Genomic DNA, 22,621 nt, shown 5'->3' on the forward strand with positions numbered 1-22,621 from the left:
CGGAGGTCTCGTGGCGTCATCACTGCACCGCGCGGCCCTCGTTCTATACGAGCGGATTCTGCGATACGCACTCAAGTTCGGCGTCGTCGGACTACTGGGTTACGCCATCGATGTCGGCGTCTTCAACCTGTTGAGTGTTGGAGCGCTGGGGGAGGATCACTTCTTTCAGAGCCCGCTCGGAGCGAAGATCGTCTCGGTCACCATTTCCACGGTCGTGACGTGGGTGGGCAACCGTTATTGGACGTTCCGGGAGCACCGTAGGGAAAATTTCATCCTCGAATTCGTCGAATTCAGCGTGATTGCCTTGGTGGGCATGGGGATCAGTCTCTTCTGCCTCTATCTCTCGCACTACGTATTCGGGTTCACCAGCCTCCTCGCCGACAACATCTCGGCGAACGTCATCGGACTGGTGATCGCCACCAGTTTCCGTTTTCTCCTCTACCGGTTCTGGGTCTATGCACCCACTCGTTCGGACGGTCTCACCGCCCGGACACTCCGGGCGGAGTTGGAATCCGAGGACGTCAGCGAAAGCAACGCCGTCGCGGCGAGTGCCGTGCCGGCAGGAAAGTAAGGCCGGAGCCTTAGATTAGGGTGGACATGTCCATCACTCGCGGGCGTTTGCCTGCACAAACCAAGGAGCCGATTCGTTTGACATCTCAATTCGAGCACGACGTCGTTGTCGTTGGAGGTGCTGGACACGTTGGTCTTCCCCTTGCAATCGCACTCGCGAGCCGCGGCGCTCGGGTCGGCATCTACGATCTCAGTGAAAAAGCAGTTGCGACTGTCAACGCGGGAACTATGCCGTTCGTCGAGCCCGGCGCAGAGCCCATGCTCACCCAAGCCCTCGCTGACGGAAAGCTGGTCGCATCCACTGATGCCGGCATCGTCGCCACCGCACAGACAATCATCGTTGTCATCGGGACACCGGTTGACGAACACCTCAACCCCGATCCCAACGCCATCCCCGACGCTCTCGGTTCATGCAGCGCTTACTTCCGTGATGGCCAGCTCCTCGTGCTTCGGAGCACCGTTTATCCGGGCGTCACGGCACTCGTCGAACGTATGATCGCGGATCTTGGCGTGGATATCGAGGTGGCGTTCTGCCCGGAGCGTATTGCAGAGCACCGTGCGATGACCGAACTGTTCAGCCTGCCTCAGATCGTTTCGTCACATACCGAGTCTGGTCGTAGTCGTGCAGCCGAACTCTTCGGCACACTGACCGAGACAATCGTGCACCTTGAACCTGAGGAGGCTGAGCTCGCCAAGCTTTTCACGAACACGTGGCGGTACATCAAGTTCGCCGCGGTCAATCAGTTCTACATGATGGCGAACAACCGCGGACTCGACTTCGAACGGATCAGGGCTGGCCTCACCCAGGACTACCCTCGGGCGAGTGACATGCCGGGTGCCGGATTCGCAGCCGGCCCCTGCCTGTTCAAGGACACCATGCAGCTTGCCGCCTTCAGCGACAACACGTTCACCCTCGGCCACTCGGCCATGCTGGTGAATGAAGGACTTCCTCTGTATGTCGTGAGCCAGTTGGAAAAGCGCTTCGATCTGTCGACGATGACCGTCGGGATACTCGGAATGTCTTTCAAGGCGGGATCCGACGATATCCGTTCGAGCCTTTCGTACAAGCTCCGTCGGGTTCTGAAATTCAAAGCGAAGGCTGTCCTCGGTACGGACCCGTACGTCAGTGAGGAAACCGATGACACTCTGCTCCCGCTCGATCTGGTACTGGAGAAGGCCGACATCCTCGTGATTGCCACCCCGCATCCGGAGTACCGCGGAATTCGGACGGACAAGCCCGTCGCCGACGTCTGGAACCTGCTCGGCAACGGAGTGCTGGTTTGACTCAGGTGGCACCTCGCGTTTCAATCGTCATCCCTGCTTACAACGAGGGTGAGGACATCGTGGTCGGACTGGACCGTATTGTCGCAGCCGTTCACAGCGATGCCGAGATACTCATTGTGGTCGACGCGGACACGGACACGACGATCGGCCCGGTCGAGCGTTACTCGGAGATCGTTCCGTTCGTGAAATACCTGGTCAACGACTACGGACGGGGGCCGGCGTATGCGATTCGATATGGGATCGATCACGCCGTTGCCCCCACTGTGGTCGTCACAATGGCCGACGGCTGTGACGACCCTCGTCAGATTGATGACCTCGTGATGCTCGTGGAGCGCGGAGTTGTGGTGGCCGCAGCTTCGCGATATATGGCAGGTGGCCAGCAGGTGGGCGGTCCTCGGCTGAAGAATTTTCTCTCCAGGATGGCGGGACAGTCATTGCACCTCCTGACCAATTCAGGAACCAGGGACGCTACCAACTCATTCAAGGCCTATGACGCCGACTTCGTCCGATCCGTCGGAATCGATAGCAGGGACGGTTTTGAAATTGGAATCGAACTCACCGCCAAAGCTCGGCGCCTCCGACTTCCGGTTGCCGAAATTCCCACCATCTGGCTCGATCGCACCGCAGGGGAGTCTAATTTCAAGTTGGCGAAATGGATTCCCAAGTACCTCAAGTGGTACCGGTTCGCATTCGGCCCGCGTCTGACCGTCGATCAGCTCAACTCAACCAAGAAGAAGGACAGCACAGTATGAAAAAAGTAGTCGTCACAGGATCTGCCGGTTTCATCGGTGGTTACATCGTTGAGGAATTGCTTCGACAGGGCTACCAGGTCGTCGGAGTGGACAACTATTCCAAGTATGGAAAAGTCGTCAAGTCCTACGACTCCAACCCGAACTACGAACTCTTCGTTGACGATGTCCAGAACACCGAATTGATGACCCGTCTCCTTTCGGACGCAGACCACTTCATCGCCGGCGCGGCATTGATCGGTGGAATCTCCTATTTCCACACCTATCCGTATGACCTCCTCGCTCAGAATGAGCGCATCATCGCGTCTTCGGTCGACGCCGCCATTGAGGCGCACAAAGCCGGTCGCCTGAAGAAGGTCACGTACATGTCGAGTTCGATGGTCTTCGAGTCCACGGACCGCTGGCCGAGCAAGGAGGGTGACGAGCGCCTCGTACCGCCGCCCCTGTCCTCCTACGGATTCCAGAAGCTCGCGGTCGAGTACTTCGCCATCGCAGCCTGGGACCAGTACAAGCTGCCCTACACGATTCTCCGCCCGTTCAACTGTGTGGGAATCGGCGAGACCCGTGCGCTGGGCGATGTCGAGATCGATTCCGGAAACGTGAAGCTCGCCATGAGCCACGTCGTTCCGGACCTCGTACAGAAGATCGTTCGCGGTCAGGACCCGATCCACATTCTCGGGAGTGGTGACCAGGTCCGTCACTATACCTATGGCGGAGACCTTGCACGCGGTATCGTCAGCAGCTTGGAGAATCCGGCGGCGATCAACAACGACTTCAACATGTCGACCCCGGCCGGACACAACGTCAAGGAACTCGCGGAGGTCATCTGGCGCAAGATCAAGGGACCGGATGCGCCGATCAGCTTCATCAGCGACGAAGGATTCGAGCACGACGTGCAGAAGCGCGTCCCCGACGTGACCAAGGCCCGAGACCTCCTCGGGTTCGAGGCGGCGACGTCCCTCGATGACATGCTCGATGAGGTCATCCCGTGGATTCAGACCGCAATCGAAGACGGTCGAATCTAACCGAAACCTTCGCCCTGCTCGAGTCTCCGGACTCGAGCAGGGCGTTGTCGATTCAGCGCGCAGCTACAGGCGCGTGTGTCTTTCGGCGACACGCGAACGTGCCTCCAGGCCCAGTGCCAGCGCGACTCGCAGCGGCCACAGGAACGGTCCGGGGTACTTCTTAAAGAGGAATCGTTTGGCGCTGTCGTGATGTGCCCTGATCATCCGAGAAGATTCCGTATGCGTGGAATGTGCGCCCGTGTGCACGACGGTAGCGCTCGGAAGGTAGACGTTGCGGAGGCCGAGCCTGCCGATGCGATAGCCAAGGTCCACATCTTCGAAATACATGAAATAGCTCTCATCGAAGCCATGCAGCTGATCCAGAACCGAACGGCGAACCATCAGAAACGCGCCTGAGAGCCACCCGGCGTCTCTCTGGATCAGGACCGTGGTGCTGTCACGTCGATACCGTCGGGTCCAGGGATTGGACGGCCAGATGTTCGCGAAGAGGGCATGGCCGACACCGGAGCGGAGAGACGGGATGGCCCGTGCCGACGGATACACCTCACCGTCGGAGGAGAGGATTCGCGGGCCGATCGCGGCGATCGCGGCATCGGATTCAGCTGTGGCCAGCAGAGAGTCAATACTCCCCGGGGCAACGACAACATCGGGGTTGCTCACAACAACCCATTCGATCTCAGGCGGCAACTTCTTGACCGCTTCATTGATGGCGTGGCCGTATCCGCGATTCGATTCCATCGGGAGATACTCCGCTGCAAAGTCTGCGGAAATGGATGCTACGTCAGCGGGGGCCGCGCTTGGCTTGTTGTCCGCGACCAGCACCCTGAGAGGCACCACTGCTGCTCGCGACAGAGACGCCAGAAAGGGACGGAGGACCAGCTCGGAGCCGTAGCTCACCGTAACGACGGCCACGCGCGCTGCTGCGACGGGTGGGTTCAGTTCGGTGGCCATAGGCTTCCCATCATAGTTCTAGGCTAGATTGATCTGCGGCCATCCCGACCGGCCGCTCAGCGAGGGTACATGCGATATTTGAAAGAAGTTCTTGATTCGAGAGAACTGCTGGCCAATCTCACCCTCCGTGAGATCAGAGGCCAATACAAGCGAACCATTTTTGGCCAGCTGTGGTCGCTGGTGAATCCGCTTGCGACGATGTTGGTGTACACCATTGTCTTCGCGTTCATCCTCAGAGTGACACCTCCGCCCGGAAACCCCAGCGGATTGAACATCTTCGCCGTCTGGCTTCTGTGCGGGCTGTTGCCTTGGGCATTCTTCGCGAATGTGGTTCAGCAGGGCATGGGGTCCATCCTGGGCAACGCTGGACTCGTTCAGAAGGTCTACTTCAGCCGAATTGTTTTACCCCTCTCCAAGGTGGGCTCCGTAGGCTATAACTGGCTCTTCGAAATGGGCGTTCTCCTTATCGTTCTGGTCATCTGCGGTTCCTTCGTGTGGCCCTGGGTTCCTCTGGTCGTACTGATGATGGTTCTCCTGGCCCTATTTTCTGCCGGAGTCGCACTGGTTCTCGCTGTGGCAAACGTTCACTTCCGGGATACTCAGTACCTCGTCGGAATCGTCATGCAGATCTGGATGTACCTGACTCCCGTGATCTACCCGATTAGCCTCGTCGAAGATCAGTCGAACAAGTACGGAGGACTCTTCGGAACATCGATTACGATTCTTGATATCTACCGAATCAATCCCTTGGAGCGGTTTGTGGCGGTATTCCGGCAGTTACTCTACGACAACAGATGGCCAAATGGCGAGGACTTCCTCCTCTGCGTGGTGTGGTCCGCTGTGGCCCTTGTCGTTGGTGTCTGGTTCTTCCGCAAGGGCGAGAAAGGTCTGGCGGAAGCGCTATGAATGAGATTGCAGTTACCGTTGATCACCTGAGCAAGAAGTTCAGGCTTTATCACGAGCGAAACCAGTCGATCAAATCCGCGGTCATGCGCGGTCGACGTTCCATCCATGAGGACTTCTGGGCGCTCAAGGACGTGAGTTTTGAGGTACCGACCGGCTCGACATTCGGCTTGATCGGAAGCAACGGATCCGGGAAATCGACGCTTCTGAAGTGTCTTGCCAAGATCTACGCCCCGGAGAAGGGCTCAATAACGTATGGCGGCAAGATTGCTGCACTGCTCGAGGTCGGATCCGGTTTCCATCCGGAGCTGTCCGGGCGGGAGAATGTCTTCCTGAACGGGTCGATCCTCGGGATGTCCAAGAAGGAAGTCACTCGAAAGTTCGATGAGATCGTCGACTTCTCCGGTGTGGAGCAGTTCATCGACCAGCCCGTGAAGAATTATTCCTCGGGCATGTATGTGCGGCTGGGTTTCGCCATCGCCATCAACGTCGATCCGGACATTCTGGTTGTGGACGAGGTGCTGGCCGTTGGTGACGCGGAATTCCAAGAGAAGTGCAAGCAGAAGTTCATCGATTTCAAGACCGCCGGCCGAACGGTCATTCTGGTCAGCCACTCCATGAGTATGGTGAGCGATATGTGTGACCGTGCTGCGTGGTTGAACCACGGCGAGCTCGTCACGGATGGGGATGCTCAGGCCACGATCGACTCCTATCTCGCGTCCTTGCCCGGGGGCGCCGCAGCCTAGACATCCCGCCCATGCCACTGGGGAAATGTCCGAGTCCGGGCGTTTTCGACAGCTTGGTAGACTCCTGTGGTTGCCGTCCAATTCAACGAGGTGTGTTTTTTGAAGAAACAACGTCCAGGTGTCGTGTCCGTCGTTCTCGTCAACTTTCGGGGTGCTGAAGACACGATCGAGTGTGTGCGCGGTCTTCTTGAACTCGATTGGCCGAGGGAGCTCTTGGAGATCATCGTCGTGGAGAACGGATCCGGCGATGACAGCTTGGTCCGACTTCAGGACATAGCAGGAGACGTCGTTCTCGTCGAATCCGAGATTAATACGGGATTCACCGGCGGGTGTAATCTCGGCGTGGCCCGCTCTACTGGCGAATTCGTGGCTTTCCTCAACAATGACGCCCGGCCCGATATCGGCTGGATCAGAGAAGCAATCGCCACGTTCTCCGGCGGAGCGAACATCGGCGCTGTCGCTAGCAAAGTTCTGGACTGGGACGGCGACAAGGTTGACTATATTGACGGCTCGATCACTTGGTATGGCATGGGTTACAAGCCGCACGCCGGCGAGACCGATCGCGGAGCCTGGGACGACGAAAAGGACGTGCTCTTCGGCACCGGCGCCGCGATGTTCATCCGCTCGTCGGTCTTCCATGAGCTCGGCGGATTCGATGATTCGTTCTTCATGTTCTATGACGATGTCGACCTCGGCTGGCGGCTGAACCTTCTCGGGTATCGGTTCCGGTTCCAACCCAAGTCGCTTGCATTCCACAAGCACCACGCCTCGATGAACAAGTTCGGCAATTTTCGCGAGACCTATCTTCTCGAGCGGAACGCGCTTTACACCTTGTACAAGAATCTCGACGATGAGTCTCTTGCCCAGGTCTTCCCCGGCGCGCTCCTCCTGGCTACACGGCGAGCTGTGGCACGCGGAAGTCTGGACTCGACGTCCCTCGATATTCGCAAGCCCGGCAACGATGATGAGGCGACTCTTCCGATCTCCAAGCAGACGATGGCCGGCATTTATGCAGTCGACCAGTTCGTCGAATTGCTTCCCGAAATGCGTGCGGCCCGTGCGAAAGTGCAGGAGACCCGTGCTGTGTCGGACCGGCAGTTGAAGAGCCTCTTCGGCAACACTGACGAGCCCGCCTATCCGATCGAGGGTTATCTCCGTGGCTACGAAAAGATCGTGGACAATCTCGGTCAGTTGAGCATTGTCGGCCGCCGGCACATTCTTGTCATCACGGGCGACCCCGTCGGTTACAGGATGGCAGGCCCGGCTATCCGGGCGTGGAACATCGCCAAGCTCCTGTCGGAAGATCACGACGTACGCCTCCTGAGCATGTCGAAGGCTGTGGCCCTGGACGACATGGTTGAGGTCGGCGTTATTTCGCATCACCACCCCAGCTCGGTCGACGAACACGAAAAATGGGCCGATGTGATCATCGTGCAGGGACACGCCCTGGAACTGTTCCCCAGCCTTGAGACGTCCAAGAAGGTGCTCGTCGTTGACGTGTACGACCCGCTCCAGCTGGAGCAGCTGGAACAGGGCCGTGGCCAGACACTGGCTCTCTGGGACAAGCAGGTCACCGAGGCGAAGGATGCCCTCAACCACCAGCTTCTCCTCGGGGATTTCTTCCTCTGCGCCAGCGAACGACAGCGGCACTTCTGGCTCGGCCAGCTCTCCGCGCTCGGGCGGGTCAACCCCTACACCTACTCGCGGGACAACGACCTCGATACCCTGATTGCAGTGGCACCCTTTGGGATCCCCTCAGAAGAACCTGTGCATCTCCACCCGGCAATGCGTGGTGTGGTTCCGGGAATCGGAGCGGACGACAAGATCATCATCTGGGGTGGGGGGATCTACAACTGGTTCGATCCGAACACGCTGATCCGATCAGTCGCGAAGCTTGCCGTGGAGCACCCCAACATTCGACTCTTCTTCATGGGCGTCAAGCACCCGAACCCGCTTGTGCCGGAGATGGAGGTCGTTGGCGCGGCAAGGGCACTCTCCGATGAACTTGGACTCTCTGGGAAGCACGTCTTCTTCAATGAGACGTGGGTGCCGTACGAGGACAGGCAGGACTACCTTCTTGAGGCTGACCTCGGAGTGTCGACCCACTTCCAGCACGTCGAAACGACGTTCTCGTTCCGGACCCGAATTCTCGATTATCTCTGGGCTGGATTGCCTATCGTGACGACGGATGGTGATTCCTTCGGAAGCCTGGTAGCCGGCGAATCGCTGGGGGCCGCAGTTCCCGAACGAGATGTTGACGCTCTTGCAGCGGCGATCGCGACCTATCTCTACGATGATGAATCAGTCTTGGCTGCGCGCAATAACGTAGCCCGCGTTCGCCAATCCTTCACCTGGGACAAGGCACTCGCTCCGCTGGTGGAATTCTGCCGAGCTCCCCAACACGCTGCTGATAAGAAGCTGGCTGTCGAGAAGAAGGACAAGCGAGGCAAGCTGGGCGCGCAGAAGACTCCGAAACTTGAGGTTGTTCGCCACACCGGGCTTCGTCGTGACTTCGGACGGGTCGCGTACTACTTCCGGCAAGGTGGACCAGGCGCAGTCATCGAACGCGTGCAGGCAAGGCAAGCGCGCAAGAAGGCCGCTGGCGAATAGCCCCCTAATGGGGAGTATGCAACGGTGACTGCTAGCCGGGCCATACGCATCCAATCGGTAAGCTGAAAATTGAAATGAAAAGCGACGAGAGTGTGAAGATGAGTGCCGCAGAGACCAACCCGCCACGGTGTAGCGATCCGGAATGCGCTGAAGTACGTCGCGAGCGGGACCTGCTGGTTGCAAGCCTGCGTGATTCGACCCATGCCCAGCTCATCAGCAGGGATATGGAGCTCGGGCTTCGAGCCGAACTGGTTCAGGCTCGGATCGACTTCATCCACGAACGTGACCGTGCCGAGGCGGAGATTATGCGTATTCGGGATCGAAGCGCACAGGACCTCGCACTGACGAGGGGTTCGACAACATGGCGAATCGGTCGCATGGTGATAGCACCAGTCGCGCTAGCTAAGCGTGCCAAGAGGCGCTTTCTCAAATGAGCCAGCCGGCCCCCGCCCAAACAAGCACACTGCGCAACCCATTCTTCTCGGTACTTACACCGGTTTACAACGCGCCCGTCGACGTCCTTCAGGAAACCATCGACTCCGTTCTCGGCCAGTCCTTTCGGGACTGGGAACTTGTCCTTGTCGACGATTGTTCACCAGACCCTGCCGTTCGAGAGCTCTTGCGCAGAGCTTCGGAGAGGGACGAACGAATTCGAGTGATCGAGCGCGTATCGAACGGCGGAATCGTTCAGGCATCCAACGATGCGATCGACGCAGCCCGAGGCACCTTCCTCGCATTGCTCGATCACGATGACCTTCTTGCGCCACGTGCACTCAAACTCATGTACGAGGTGATCCGCAAGACCCCCGGTGCCGACTATGTCTATTCTGACGAAGACAAGCTCGGAGCCGGAGGGGAGTATTACGACCAGTTTGACAAGCCCGACTGGTCCCCGGAGAGACTTCGCGGTCAGATGTACACGGGTCACCTTTCTGTCTTGCGCACCGACCTGGTCCGTGAAGTCGGCGGATTCCGATCAGAGTTCGAGGGCTCGCAGGACCACGACCTTGTTTTACGCGTGACGGAACAGGCTCGCCAAATCGTCCACATCCCAGAGGTCCTCTACCATTGGCGTGTCATTGCCGGTTCGACGGCCGCTGACCCTGCGAACAAGCCATACACGTGGGATGCCGGCGTTCGCGCCGTCAACGCCCACCTCGCTCGAGTCGGTATAGCTGGCGTTGCCTACCGAGGGGTGAATTCAGGCACATATCGGATCGAGCGAGAGCCAGAGCTCAAGCGTTCTGTGAGCGTAATCATCCCGACCCGCGGAACTGCTGGCTTTGTCTGGGGCCAACGGCGGGTATTCGTTGTCGAAGCTGTGCGTTCGGTGCTTGCCAAGACGCGCCACGAGGACCTCGAAATCGTCGTGGTCCATGACACCGATACCCCTGCTGAAGTGCTCACGGACCTCGTCGAGATTGCGGGGGACAGGCTCACGCTCGTGCCCTTCGATCGTCCGTTCAACTTCAGCCGCAAATGCAACGAAGGCTTTCTTGCGGCACGCGGGGATGTGCTCATCTTTCTCAACGACGATACGCAGGTCATCAGCGACGAGTTCATCGGCGACTTGATCTCTCCACTCAACGAGCCGGACGTGGGAATGACCGGTGCAAAACTGCTGTTTGAGGATGGTTTCATTCAGCATGCGGGACACCTCCATCACATGGGTCAGTTCACACATGCGTACATGGGCTCAGAGCAGGACTCTTTCGGCGCATTTTGTTCCCTCATCGTCAACCGTGAATCGTCGGGCCTCACTGCTGCGTGCGTAGCGATGCCTCGTTCGGTCTTCACGGCCATCGGCGGTTTCTCCGAATTGTTCCCCGGAAGCTTCAACGACGTCGACCTCTGCAAGAAGGTTGACCAAGCGGGCTTCCGGCTGGTGTGGCTCGCGAACCTGGAGCTCTTCCACTTTGAGTCACGGTCACGGAACCCGACGGTGCATTCCTTTGAGGACAAGATGATCTTCGAGCGATGGGGTCGGCCGGGACGAGATCCCTACCTGTTTTAGCTTCAGGGTGTTCGTACCTTCCCGTGGCGAGGACAGCTTGCTTGTGCCCTCAGGGTCGGTGGTAGACCATACCCCCTAAGCGGGGGAACCCAGCCTGGGAAGTCCCCAAATGTGCTTCCCCTCGCGTAGTGTTGCCCGTGCGGTCGTGTCCTCCTTCCCGAGAGAATGTTGCCCACCTGATGCCGTGCTGACGACGCACGGTCGGTACCGGAGGCACGGACATGCTCGACAAAGCACGAAGAATGCTGACTGCCCTCGTGGTCGTCGGCCTGATCGGGACTGTTCTCACGGCTATGCCGCAACCTGCGCAAGCCCTCAGCGGCAGCCAGTTCGATCCCGGATATATCATCTCCGACCAGAATTTCTATGTCCGCGACGCAATGTCACAGGATCAGATCCAGGCTTTTTTGGATGCCAAGGTTGGAACCTGCCAGAATTCGCTGTGTCTGAACGTGCTTCGGGTGGACACCCCTACAACGACACTCAGCTTCGGCACCTGCGCAACATACTCAGGCGAAGCCGGCGAGTCTGCTGCGCGGATCATCTACAAGGTTCAGCAGGCCTGCACGATCAGCGCGAAGGTCTTGTTGGTCACGTTGCAGAAGGAACAAGGTCTGGTGACGGACAATGCTCCCTCTGCTTCGGAACTTCGAAATGCCCTCGGGCAGGGCTGCCCGGATACGGCGCCGTGTGACTCCGCTTACTACGGATTCTTCATCCAGGTGTTCTCGGCCGCTCGGCAATTTGCCTGGTACGGCAATCCACTCGGATCCCACACTTCACTGCACGTTGGACAGATGTCAAACATTCAGTACCACCCCAATACTGCTTGTGGATCGAGCCCGATTCAGATCAAGAACAACGCCACGGCAGCTTTGTACTATTACACGCCATATCAGCCGGACGCCGCAGCGTTGGCAAACCTTGGCGGTACCGGCGACAGCTGTTCCTCCTATGGAAATCGCAATTTCTGGGTCTATTACAACAACTGGTTCGGTTCGCCCAACTCGGCGGGGAACCCCGTCGCCAGTGTCGATATTCTCACGACCGTACCCGGTGGCATCCGGGTCGCCGGCTGGGCGTTTGACCCGGACACATCGGATTCCATCCAGGTGCATGTCTATGTCAACGGTGTCGGCACGGCGATCGTTGCGAGCAACAATCGACCAGACGTCGGCGCGATGTGGCCGTCGGCCGGGTCCGCGCACGGCTTTGATGTCACGCTCAAAACGACCACAGCGGGCAATCAGCACGTATGCGTTTTCGGGATCAATCAGGGCCCGGGAACAAATACGCTGTTCACGTGTAGCGACCTCGTCGCTCAGGTGGGCTCCCCACAGGGGGTCCTTGACTCTGTGAGCGCGTCCCGGGGCGCCATCACCGTGACGGGCTGGACTTTTGACCCCGACACGTCGGCATCGATCCCAGTCCACATCTATGTAGACTCCGCAGGTGCGGCTTTCGTTGCAGACGACTCCCGTTCCGACGTTGCTCAGATCTATCCCGGGTATGGGCCACAGCACGGCTACAGTCGAAGTCTCACTGTCGCCCCGGGGGTGCACACGGTCTGTGCATTCGGGATTGAATCTGCCGGAATCGGGTCCAACACCCTCCTGGGTTGCAAGACCGTCACAGTTCTCAGTGGCGCGCCAGTTGGAACCCTTGACGTGGTGTCCGTCGGCCCCGGAACGATCACCGCAGCCGGGTGGGCATTCGATCCCGATACAACGGCATCAATACCCGTGCACGTCTACTCTGACTCGAGCGGAGTTGCAGGCTCGGCCACAGGATCACGGCCCGATGTCGCCGCCGCCTACCCCGGCTACGGCTCGTCGCATGGCTACGCGATCACCTTCGCAGCAACGCCCGGCGTCCATCGAGTGTGCTCCTACGGAATCGATGTCGTGAGTCCCGGAGGGAATCAGGAGCTGGGCTGCAAAACAGTGACGGCGATGAGCGGCTCGCCGGTCGGCGTCATCGATTCGCTCTCCGCCACTAACGGAAAGCTCTCGGTTTCAGGGTGGGCCTATGACCCCGATACCGCTCAGCCGATCCCGGTGCACATTTACGTCGATGCGAGTGGAACGCCGATCACGGCGCCCAACGAACGTCTGGACTTCGCAGCCGTCTACCCGGCATACGGTCCCAATCATGGTTACGGTTTCACCACCGCGATCACTCTCGGATCCCACAACGTTTGCGTGTACGCAATCAATGTCGGCCCCGGTTCGAACGCGCTCCTCGGCTGTAAAGTTGTCACGGGATAGGACGAGAAAGGCCGAGTTGGTCCCGTTCGTCGTTAGTTCACCCGCGAGAACGTATGCGTCTCTGCTTGAGCAGGTGAGAGGAGGCGCCAGAACAACGCCGCGACCACCCCCGCGAATGTGACTGACCCGATGGCCCAGACGGCCATCGGCGACAGCGCGCCGGCCCACCACCATTCGACGCCGGCGTTCAAATTCCAGCCGATCGCGTCGGCGCCGGTGACGTAGCGGCGGATGTTGAAATGCAGGGCGACTGAGTTGGCCAGGCTCAGGGCCACGACAACGAGGATCGTTTGAAATCTGGCGAGCTTCAAGACACGGCCATTCGAGTTGAAGAGGGCGAGCCCGGCGAGCAAGATCATCAGCGGCAGTATGTATCGGGGCTGGAATTGCTCACCGACGTAGGCATGGGAGCGGACAAGGACATACGTGGGGATGGCCCACATGGCCCCGAAGATTCCAGCCGTCGCCAAACCCTTTCGTCGACCCATAGTGCGCATTCCGGTGAAGACGAGCGCGCTGAAGACTGCGATCGTGCTAACCCACACGACACTTGGGAGAACAGTGTCCTGCCAGCCGATTCCCCAGAAACCCAGGGCGCCCGCCCAGAGGGTCGGCACGTTCAAGATGTTCACGAATAGCAGTTGCTTCCAGTCTCCTCGAACGTTGCCGGAGACGAGCCCGGATTCAACGATCGAGGACTGGCCGGACGACAAGTAGAAGTACCCTGCGATCAACACGAGCGCAATGGGCAGTGCCAACGACACGATGAATCGTCGTTCGCGCCGTGCCGAGAGCATCACGACCACGCCGATCGCGAGGATGGCGTATATGGCGGCGTCAGCACGGGCTGCGGCTCCGATCACGGTCGCCAGGGTAGCCAAAAGACCGAGGCCGAGGCGTCGTTGACCACTCGATTCAAAGAATCCCAGTAGAGCGATCCAGAGCGTTCCCGCAGAGATGAGGGCCCAGCTGCTGGGATTGGTGGACGGTATAAGGAACATGCCAAGGGGCACCAGCGTGATAGCGAGGCTCCACGCCAGAATCGGGCGTCTCCTGAACGGCAGCAGAAAGTAGAGGGCAGTGGTTATGCCCACGAAGAGCACAGCGTTGAACACCCTCATAAGAATGACGGAGAGGGGAATGTCCTGACCGGCGAAGGCGCCCATCACCGCGTAGAAGAGCGGCGGGTAGTCGCCTGTCCAGTTGCCGCGTTTGGTCGCGACCGACGCGTAACCGCCGGAGGTCAGCCCGTCCTTCTGGCAGGAAGCGCTGAGATTCGGCTTGAGAGCAAAGCAGGGCGAGGCCGCCAGAGGTACGGGGACGACACGCTCGTCATCCGTCGGACCGGGCGCGCAGAGTCCCTCGCGGATGCCGTCTCCGCACCAGATGCTGTTCAGGTGGTAGTCGTCATCCGGGCTAGCCCCAACCGGTGAGGCCACTGCCCAGCTCAGGAGCGCCATAAGTCCGATGATCGGTGTCAGAATCGTTGCCAGAAGTCTCGTTCGAGTGCGTTGCTGCGTCGCCTGAGTCACGTCGTGAGCTTACCGGCCGGCGCATCCTCGGTCGGTAGCAAGGGTTGTTGCCTCCGCAGTCATTCCATTGTAATGATGAGCGTCGCGCTCGCGGCCGTACCTATAGAATCGTTCCGAGGCTGGTCAAAGCAGGGGGAATGTAGACGTTGGACGTCGAAGACACCCATAGTGAAGCCGTTCACATTGCGATTATCGTCAATAGTTACCCCCCCAGACTGGGGGGGCTCGAGAGTCATGTGTTCCAACTGGCGAACGAACTCAAGGACGCCGGGGCGACCGTCACGGTCGTTTCTCTCGCTCCCGAGGCTTCGGACGTCACAGAGGCGGGCGTCCGGGTCATCAGGCTCCGGATGCACCTGCCGATCGCATCCGTGATTTCTTTTCCCATGTGGGGTACTTCACGACGGCTGAGCCGCCAGCTCGGCCGGCTCGGCGTCACGGTGGTCTCGACCCATACCCGCTTCTTTCCGATGTCCTTCGTCGGGCTGCGGGCGGCACGCCGAATGGGCGTCCCCGTGATCCACACCGAGCATGGCGCGGGTTTCGTCAAGTCACCGTCGAGGGCGATTCAGCTCGCCTCCCGGATCGTCGATCTCACATTCGGGCGCGCCGTGCTCCGGGGCGCTACCTGTGTCCTTGCCGTTTCCGAGCCCGTCATCCAGTTCGTTGACGTGCTCGCGGGAGTGAAGGCCGAGGTGTTTCACAACGCGCTCCGGCTTGAGGAGTGGCCTGTCGTCGTAGCGAATCGCGCACCAACAGGGATCGCCTTCCTCGGCCGCCTCGTCGGTGGCAAGGGTTGGGAAGACTTCATCGACCTGGCCGCGGAACTGATAGACGAAAAGGGGTTCAACAACCTGTCGGTGCATATCCTGGGTGACGGGCCTGACCTGCCCGCGCTGAAGGCGCGAATCCAGTCTCGAGGAATTGATACGTTCGTATCGCTTCACGGACATGCCCCAGTCGAGACGATCAGGACGGTCTTGAACTCCTCGGTGCTCGTGAACCCCAGCCGACTTGCTGAGGGCTTCCAGATCACCCTCCTCGAGGCCACGGCGACAGCCGCGCAGATCGTATCCTTCCCTGTCCCCTCTGTTCAGCCGCTCCGCGCAGACGGCGGACCGATCCGCGAGGTTGCAGATTCCTCCTATGAAGCCCTCGTCGGGGCGGTTGTGGAGGCCCTGAAGCATCCGCTGCCGCTCATTCCCCGGGACATTCTGGAGGCGCGCTGGTCCTGGCACGCCCGCGCGCAAGAGTACCTCGCGGTCGTCGCGAGTGCGACCTCGGCGCTCGGCTCGCCTGCCGACCACGCGGGCCAACCTTAGGATGGACCCTGTGAAGACGACGCTGGAGCAAACACTGATAGTGATGCCGGCGTTCAACGAAGAAGAATCCGTCGGCGACGTCGTCCAGGAGGTATTCAGTCAACTCCCCGGCGTCGGCTGCCTAGTCGTCGACGATGGGTCCTCGGACACCACTGCGGAAGCCGCACGTGCCGCAGGAGCAATCGTTGCCGTTCTTCCCTTCAACCTGGGTGTCGGCGGAGCTATGCGGCTGGGCTTCAAATACGCCCGCGAACACGGCTATGCCAATGTCGTCCAAATCGATTCGGATGGCCAGCACGATCCGGCCGACGTCCGTCCACTATTGGCGAAGCTCGACGAAGCGGACCTCGTGATCGGCGCGCGATTCGCGGGAGCCGGAGTCTACGAGGCTAGCGGCCCCCGCCGGTGGGCGATGCTCACGCTCTCGTCAATGTTGAGCCGGATCTCCCACACCAGGCTCACTGACACGACGTCTGGCCTGCGCGCCAGCGGTCCGCGAGCGGTGAAATTGTTCGCCGATCACTATCCTGCGGAGTATCTGGGTGACACGATCGAGTCTCTCGTCATCGCCATTCGCGAGGGCTGTCGGATCGCTCAGGTTCCCGTGTCGATGCGACCCCGTTCGGGCGGAGTCGCCTCGCACAGTCCGGCACGATCCGCGGTCTATCTCGGCCGCGCAATGATCGCACTGGTGTTCGCACTGATCAGACCGGCGCACCTCCCGCACGGAAGCGTCGATTGACCATGACCATTACAAGCTACTATCTCGGGATAGCGGCAGCGCTCGTGATTCTTGTGATCGTTGTCGAGCTACTCCGCAGACGGCAGCTGCGCGAACGGCACGCGGTTTGGTGGCTGGGAGCGGGACTGCTGGCACTCCTCGCGGGTGTCTTTCCAGTCACGCTCGAGTGGGCGGCTCAATTGGTCGGAATCAAGATTCCGACCAATCTGGTGTTCTTCGTCAGTATTGCGATCCTGTTCCTGGTGTGCCTCCAGCACAGCTCGGAACTGACCCGTGTCGAGGAAAGGTGCCGCAATCTCGCGGAATCGGTGGCGCTCTTGGAGCTCCGTTTGCGCCAAGTCGAAGGAGAGCTGTCTTCTGGAGAGTCCGGGTCGGAATCGGACACACGAAGCGTGAATCCTGATTCACCGGAGAAGTGACCGTGCGCGCTCACTGTGATTCCCTTATTTCGCCCGCCCGTCACCCACGTGATGGGAATCCGAGGTGACGAGCGCTGAGTCGCGATCGCCCGTGTCGGTTGCCATGTGCACGTTCAATGGGGCGGCATACGTAACGGAGCAGCTCCGGAGCATCTTCGGCCAGACTCGGCCTCCCGCCCAGATCGTGGTCTCCGACGACGCGTCGACTGACGGGACCCCCGAACTCGTGGAGTCCGTCGTGACGGAGTGGCGTGCCCGCAATCCCTTGAGCGCCATCGAGGTGCGGGTGATTCGCAACGCGAGCGGGCTCGGCGTGACCGGGAACTTCGAACAGGCCCTCGGCGCATGCTCGGGCGATATTCTGGCGCTGAGCGACCAGGACGACATCTGGCATCCACGTCGGCTCGAACTCATGACGGCAGAATTCACCCGCAGGCCGGAGTTGGTGCTGTTGCACACCGACGCCCGCCTGGTCGACGGCGACGGGCATCCGCTGGGGATGACCCTGCTGCAGACCCTCGGTGTCGCCGACGTCGCCAAAGCCCTCGAACACGACGGGCGGGCCCTCGAGCTGCTGGTGCAGCGGAATATCGTGACGGGGGCGACCATGATGGTGCGTCGCGAGCTCCTCGAGGGGGCACGGCCGTTTCCGGCGGCCTGGGTGCACGACGAATGGCTGGCAATGGTCGCGGCGCTGACGGGAACGATGGATCTGCTCGACGAGCAACTCGTGGACTACCGCCAGCACGATGCCAACCAGATCGGCGTCACGAATCTCGACACCGCCGGACGGCTCGGCAGGCTCCGAGCGCCACGTACGGAGCGGAACAGGCGGCTCCTTGCGCGTGCTCGGGCATTGGCCGAGCGAGCGCCGTCGTTGTTGGGGCCGACCGCCGAACCCAGCGTCCTGTACCTGCTCGAAGGCAAGCTTGCCCACGAAGTCGTGCGCAGTTCATTGCCCGCAGCGTACGCGGCGCGCATCCTCCCCGTTGTCCGTGAGTGGCGTACCGGACGCTACGCCCGGTTCGGGCGTGGCGCCCAGGACGTGCTGCGCGACCTTGTGCAGCCCGTCTAGGCCCTTTCGATGGCTCTGTCACCAATCGTCTACTCTGGGTGAGGGCCGGCGCCGGGGGTGCCCGTGGCCCCGATGCGGACGTATTCCGCGCAAGTGATGGAGGAACTCGCCGTGCCACAGGATCTGACGCCCGTTGTCGGGCGATCGCGACTGCACGCCTGGCGCGACGGCTATCGGCGGTTCACCGAACCGGGCACGGACGGCCTGCCGCGCACGCGGGTCCTCCTCGCCTTCCCCGCGCTGCTCCTGATCCTGGGCATCGTGCTCGTCGCACTCGGAATCAACGGGTCGTCCTCGGGCGTCTTCCACAGCCAGATCGCCTACGGCAGCGACTCGAGCCTGATCGCGGGCACGCCACAGCTCACCAGGTCCGATGAATGGAACGTGCAGACCGTGTGGGCGATCGCCCAGGTGCAGCAGGGGCTTCCGCTCGTGAACGAGACGTTCCCCGGCGGGATGGATGCGACGTTGCCGCAGGACCTGCCCCGGGTGGACTGGACGGTGGCCTTCCGGCCGCACCTCTGGGGATTCATGGTCATGGACGTCGACCACGCGATCGCCTTCAAGTGGTGGCTGCCCGGGCTCGCGCTCGCGGCCGCCGCGTACATGTTCCTCGTCACGTTGCTGCCCAGGCGGCCCGGCGTCTCCGCGATGATCGCAGTCGGATTCCTCTACAGCCCGCTCTTCCAGTGGTGGTACCTGTCCACGACGCTGTGGCCGGTCGTGTGGGCACTCACCGCCATGACGGCGTTGATGCACGCGTTCTCGAGCAGCTCCCTGCGGTCCCGATGGGGCTGGGCGGCCCTCGTGGGCTTCCTCACGGTGGTCATGGCGACGGGCATCTACGTGCCCTTCATCGTTCCGGCGGTACTTGTCGTGTTGTTCTTCGCCATCGGCCTCGTGGTCGAGCGTCGCCGGGAGAACCCTGGGCTGCGGGCAGTGCTCTCGCGGGTCGGACCGGTGCTCGTGGCCGGCGTTGCGGCATCCGCCGTCACGGTTCTCTGGCTCGCGACCAAACTCACGACCGTCGAGGCGTTCCTCGGCACCACGTACCCGGGCAACCGGGTGACACCGACCGGTGGCGGCAGCCTGCTGAGTTTCGCCTCGGCGATCGGATCCTCGTTCACGCAGACTCTCAATGCGCAGCGCCCAGGCCTGCTCGGAGCGAACGGCTCTGAAGCGTCGACCTTCTTCTACATCGGCATCTACCTGCTGCCTGTCGTCGGTTGGATCGTGTTCAGGCAGGCCAGGGCGAAGCGGATGCTGCCCTGGACGCTCATCGGGCTCACCGCCGTGGTCCTGCTGCTGCTCGCCTACCTGTACGTGCCCGGATGGGATGCGATCGCACGGCTCCTGCTGCTCGACAAGACCAGCCAGAACCGCGTGCGGCTGGGCATGGGGCTTGCGTCCCTCGGCCTGCTCGCCTACGTGCTGCGCTACCTCGACGAACACCGGGTGCGCGCAGGCTTCTGGATCGCCGCGATCTCGGCCGGCCTCTTCGCGCTCTCCCAGGCCGCGATCGGATACGTGGCCATCCGGCACCTCCCCGGAATGCTCGAGGCCGTGCAGCTCTGGTGGCTCTGGGCGCTGCTCTCAGCGGCGGCCATCTACTTCGCCGCGCGGCGTCAGCCGAGGCTCGCCGCGACCGCGTTCCTGATCGTGACGATCGCCGGCTCTGGCCTGACCAACCCGATCTACAGCGGGGTGCTCGATCTGCGCGAGACGGCGGTGTCCAGGGCCGTCGTCGCCCTCGACGCTTCGGCGCCGAAGACCTGGGTCGGTATCGGCGGCGGACTCACGACTGCGGTGCTGCTGGAGTCCGGCGTGCGTGCGGAGAACGGCTTCCAGGGTGCACCCTCCCGCGCGATGTGGGGCGTCATCGACCCGGCGAACCAGTACGCCTTCCAGTGGAACCGACTCGCCGGCGTGAGCTGGGTCGCGGGCCCCGGGGAGCCCGTGGTCTCCAATCCCGCTGAGGACCAGATCCGGGTCACCTTCGACGCCTGCTCCGTGTTCGCACAGGCGAACGTGGGCTACGTGCTCGCAGACGATCACCGTCTTGACTCGACCTGCCTGAAGCCCGTGCAGGCTTTCGAGCTGCCGAAGGCGACCCTGGAGATCTACCAGGTCGTCCCGCGCTAGAAACACGCCGCCCGGCTCTCGCCGGCACCTACCGGCGTTCGGCTGGCTCTGCGAGGCTCAGGCCGAGGGCGTGCCTGGCCAGAATGCGGATGCCGGCCGTCTGACGGGCGGAGACGGCCTCGGGCAGGCGCGTGAGGGCATTGATCCGCGAGGAGATGTGCCAGCGGGCCGTGCGGGCCGCCCGAGGCCAGCCGTGCTCCTCGAACTCGGCCGCGAGTGCCCGGAAGAAGCGCTGCTCCTCGACGAACCTGCTGCCCTCCGCCGCCCGCCACGACGAGACGCTCGAGGCATGGCGGCGATACTCGAAGACGACCTCGTCGTCGAGCAGCAGGCTGCCGCCCTGGAACGCCACGTCGAGGGCGAGGCCGAGGTCCTGGATGACCGAGAGGTTCGGCCGGAACCCCACCGCGGCAACGGCCGAGCGGCGCCAGGCGATCGCGGGGAAGTTCATCCAGTTGCCCCTCGTCACGCTCACGGCGAGCTTCTCGCCGCCCAGCTCGATGGTGCCGCGCACGTGCGGGCGGTAGAGCGCCTTCATCCGGTCGACGAGCGGCCGGTAGACCCGGCCGTCGCCGTCGATGACCCGGGTGCCCGGGTGGATGAAGTCCGCGGTCGGATGCGCCTGGCCGAGCGCCTTGACCCGGGCGACATAGCCGGGCAGCATCACGTCGTCGCAGCCGAAGATGGTCAGCCACTCGTTCACGGCCAGGTCGATCGAGGCCTGGAAGTTCACGTTGATGCCCGCGTTCACCGGGTTGCGCCGGTAGACGATCCGCGGATCTGCGAGGCCGACGAGCCACTCGCCGGCCGTGACGTCGGGATAGCAGTCGTCGATGACGACGAGACGCCAGTCGGGATCCGTCTGCGCGAGGACGCTCTCCACGGCAATGCGGAAATGGTCGACGCGGCCGTAGAACGGCATCATGATGTCGAGTGTCACGCGGTTCTCCCTCGCGGCATCCGGTTTCGGAACCGCTGCTTCCGTGTTCGCCGAGTAGCATTCACAGGTGAAACCATCTTCGCTCATGTCCCAGGCAGCCATCTCCACCGGTGGTGTCCTCGCTCAGGGACTGGCCCGTTTTGCCTACACGGTGCTGATCGGCCGCGTGATGGGGCCGGAGGATCTGGCTCACGTTTCGGCCTGGATCGCCCTGGCCCTGATCCTCTCGCTGCTCTGGCCGACCGGGGCGGGAAACGCGGCAGCGCACTTCCTCGCGCACGAGCGTGCACTCGGCCATTCTCCTGTTCCCGCCCTCCGCCTGATCCAGCGCTCGTTCTGGATCTCCTGCGCCGGAATGCTGTTGATCGGGCTTCCTGTCGCCATGATCGCGCTCGGGGCGGACATCGGCGACACCATCGCGATCGGGGTGCTGATCGTGACGTGGTCCGGCTATGTCCTCGCGCGGGGGATCGAGGTCGGCCTCGGCCGGATCACGTCTGCGGCAATCTGGGACGTGATCTCCTCGGCGACGACAATCGGGCTCCTCACGATCGTCCTGGTGACACGCCTTCCCGGGGCGCTCCTCTGGCCGATCGCGATCGGCTACGCCGTCTTCGCGCTGCACTCGCTCCGTGGCGCACACCTCGGCCACGACGAGCTCCGGCAGGAGAGCGGGCTGGAGCCGGCGCGCATCCTGAAGTTCATCTCCTGGAATTCCCTCGGATTGCTCGCCTCGAACGGGCTGATCCAGTTCGCGATGGTGTTTGTATTCATCGTCGAGCCACCGCTCACGGCCGGGTTGTTCGCCGCGGCGATGTCGCTCGCCACCCCCGCGTCGATGCTCAGCCAGGCCATCACCCAGGTGCTCATCCCGCGCTTCACCGAGTGGGTGGCGGCCGATCGGGTCGCCTCGCGGCGTCGGTACCTGATGGTGTTCGGAGTGATGTTCCTCGGCCTCGGCGCCGTCTTCGGAGCTGTCGCCCTCGCCAGCCCGATCGTCGTCGACGTCGTCTTCCACGCGACCTACCGGGAAGCCGCACCGATCATGGCCTTCCTCCTGATCGGCGTCTTCGCCTTCTCGATCTCCCTGGTCGCCACGGCATACCTGCTGACGACGGGGCGCACCCGGGTTGCGACGGCCGCCTCGGTCGTCGGCCTGGTCGTTGGCCTGATCGTCATGGTCGCGGGCACGCCGGTCCTGACCGGGTCGTGGGCGGCCGTGGCCGGAGTCATCTCCGGGTATACCGTGACCGCAGTGTGGGTCATCGCCGCATCGTTCGGGCGCGTGCAGGCGGATGCCCCGCGCGGCATCCGTGTTCCACTCGTCTAG

General features: G+C 61.7%; 19 protein-coding genes. 16 read left to right on the top strand and 3 right to left on the bottom strand.

Annotated elements, in window-relative coordinates:
• Positions 1-10: 10 nt before the first annotated feature.
• From QN345_RS01160 to QN345_RS01175, 4 genes are read left to right on the top strand one after another with little or no spacing between them, the layout of a single operon-like run.
• Positions 11-571: a GtrA family protein gene (locus QN345_RS01160; RefSeq protein WP_323504267.1), complete on the top strand. Its 561-nt coding sequence runs from the start codon at positions 11-13 to the stop codon at positions 569-571.
• Between the two features lie 26 nt (positions 572-597).
• Positions 598-1,854 (top strand): nucleotide sugar dehydrogenase, encoded by a 1,257-nt coding sequence (locus QN345_RS01165; protein WP_323504266.1) that lies wholly within the window; start codon positions 598-600, stop codon positions 1,852-1,854.
• Between the two features lie 5 nt (positions 1,855-1,859).
• Entirely contained in the window at positions 1,860-2,606 is a 747-nt protein-coding gene (locus QN345_RS01170; RefSeq protein WP_323504277.1) for a glycosyltransferase family 2 protein, read from the top strand.
• On the top strand, positions 2,603-3,628 hold the full coding sequence (locus tag QN345_RS01175; RefSeq protein ID WP_323504265.1) for an NAD(P)-dependent oxidoreductase: 1,026 nt from the start codon (positions 2,603-2,605) through the stop codon (positions 3,626-3,628). The genes QN345_RS01170 and QN345_RS01175 overlap by 4 nt, the downstream gene beginning before the upstream one ends.
• 63 nt (positions 3,629-3,691) lie before the next feature.
• Here the strand turns inward: QN345_RS01175 and QN345_RS01180 are convergent, their stop codons facing one another.
• On the bottom strand, positions 3,692-4,579 hold the full coding sequence (locus tag QN345_RS01180) for a glycosyltransferase family 2 protein (protein ID WP_323504264.1): 888 nt from the start codon (positions 4,577-4,579) through the stop codon (positions 3,692-3,694).
• 69 nt (positions 4,580-4,648) lie between these two features.
• Here QN345_RS01180 and QN345_RS01185 point away from each other — a divergent pair, with 69 nt between their 5' ends.
• The 6 genes from QN345_RS01185 to QN345_RS01210 all read left to right on the top strand — a co-directional run bounded on the left by QN345_RS01185 (position 4,649) and on the right by QN345_RS01210 (position 13,119).
• The gene (locus QN345_RS01185) at positions 4,649-5,485 is read left to right on the top strand and encodes an ABC transporter permease (RefSeq protein WP_323504263.1); all 837 of its coding nucleotides are present in this window, start codon (positions 4,649-4,651) and stop codon (positions 5,483-5,485) included.
• Complete coding sequence (locus QN345_RS01190) at positions 5,482-6,228, top strand: ABC transporter ATP-binding protein (protein WP_323504262.1); 747 nt, start codon at positions 5,482-5,484, stop codon at positions 6,226-6,228. The genes QN345_RS01185 and QN345_RS01190 overlap by 4 nt, the downstream gene beginning before the upstream one ends.
• A gap of 66 nt (positions 6,229-6,294) precedes the next feature.
• The gene (locus QN345_RS01195; RefSeq protein ID WP_323504261.1) at positions 6,295-8,838 is read left to right on the top strand and encodes a glycosyltransferase; all 2,544 of its coding nucleotides are present in this window, start codon (positions 6,295-6,297) and stop codon (positions 8,836-8,838) included.
• A gap of 74 nt (positions 8,839-8,912) precedes the next feature.
• Positions 8,913-9,272: a hypothetical protein gene (locus QN345_RS01200; protein WP_323504260.1), complete on the top strand. Its 360-nt coding sequence runs from the start codon at positions 8,913-8,915 to the stop codon at positions 9,270-9,272.
• A complete protein-coding gene (locus tag QN345_RS01205) occupies positions 9,269-10,852 on the top strand; it encodes a glycosyltransferase family 2 protein (protein WP_323504259.1) in 1,584 nt (527 codons plus the stop codon). Before QN345_RS01200 ends, QN345_RS01205 begins: the two co-directional genes overlap by 4 nt.
• A 221-nt stretch (positions 10,853-11,073) precedes the next feature.
• Positions 11,074-13,119: a hypothetical protein gene (locus tag QN345_RS01210; RefSeq protein WP_323504258.1), complete on the top strand. Its 2,046-nt coding sequence runs from the start codon at positions 11,074-11,076 to the stop codon at positions 13,117-13,119.
• A 32-nt stretch (positions 13,120-13,151) separates the two neighbouring features.
• Here QN345_RS01210 and QN345_RS01215 read toward each other — a convergent pair whose 3' ends face one another.
• Positions 13,152-14,579 (bottom strand): DUF2142 domain-containing protein, encoded by a 1,428-nt coding sequence (locus QN345_RS01215; RefSeq protein ID WP_323508369.1) that lies wholly within the window; start codon positions 14,577-14,579, stop codon positions 13,152-13,154.
• A 218-nt stretch (positions 14,580-14,797) separates the two neighbouring features.
• Here QN345_RS01215 and QN345_RS01220 point away from each other — a divergent pair, with 218 nt between their 5' ends.
• The 5 genes from QN345_RS01220 (at position 14,798) to QN345_RS01240 (ending at position 20,351) form a co-directional block, all read left to right on the top strand.
• The gene (locus tag QN345_RS01220) at positions 14,798-15,973 is read left to right on the top strand and encodes a glycosyltransferase family 4 protein (protein ID WP_323504256.1); all 1,176 of its coding nucleotides are present in this window, start codon (positions 14,798-14,800) and stop codon (positions 15,971-15,973) included.
• 1 nt (position 15,974) lies between these two features.
• Positions 15,975-16,715 carry a glycosyltransferase family 2 protein gene (locus QN345_RS01225; RefSeq protein WP_416347598.1) on the top strand — a complete coding sequence of 247 codons (741 nt, stop codon included), beginning with the start codon at positions 15,975-15,977 and terminating at the stop codon, positions 16,713-16,715.
• A gap of 2 nt (positions 16,716-16,717) precedes the next feature.
• Positions 16,718-17,134 (top strand): DUF2304 domain-containing protein, encoded by a 417-nt coding sequence (locus tag QN345_RS01230; RefSeq protein ID WP_323504254.1) that lies wholly within the window; start codon positions 16,718-16,720, stop codon positions 17,132-17,134.
• 91 nt (positions 17,135-17,225) lie between these two features.
• Positions 17,226-18,209: a glycosyltransferase family 2 protein gene (locus QN345_RS01235; RefSeq protein WP_416347648.1), complete on the top strand. Its 984-nt coding sequence runs from the start codon at positions 17,226-17,228 to the stop codon at positions 18,207-18,209.
• Between the two features lie 111 nt (positions 18,210-18,320).
• Entirely contained in the window at positions 18,321-20,351 is a 2,031-nt protein-coding gene (locus tag QN345_RS01240; RefSeq protein WP_323504252.1) for a hypothetical protein, read from the top strand.
• Between the two features lie 28 nt (positions 20,352-20,379).
• Here QN345_RS01240 and QN345_RS01245 read toward each other — a convergent pair whose 3' ends face one another.
• On the bottom strand, positions 20,380-21,291 hold the full coding sequence (locus tag QN345_RS01245; RefSeq protein WP_134449041.1) for a glycosyltransferase family 2 protein: 912 nt from the start codon (positions 21,289-21,291) through the stop codon (positions 20,380-20,382).
• A gap of 67 nt (positions 21,292-21,358) precedes the next feature.
• Between QN345_RS01245 and QN345_RS01250 the strand changes: the two genes are divergently transcribed.
• A complete protein-coding gene (locus tag QN345_RS01250) occupies positions 21,359-22,621 on the top strand; it encodes a lipopolysaccharide biosynthesis protein (RefSeq protein ID WP_134449040.1) in 1,263 nt (420 codons plus the stop codon).

Origin of the sequence: Cryobacterium sp. 10I1, from assembly GCF_035019805.1 — a bacterium.
In the GTDB taxonomy this organism is placed as follows: domain Bacteria; phylum Actinomycetota; class Actinomycetes; order Actinomycetales; family Microbacteriaceae; genus Cryobacterium; species Cryobacterium glucosi.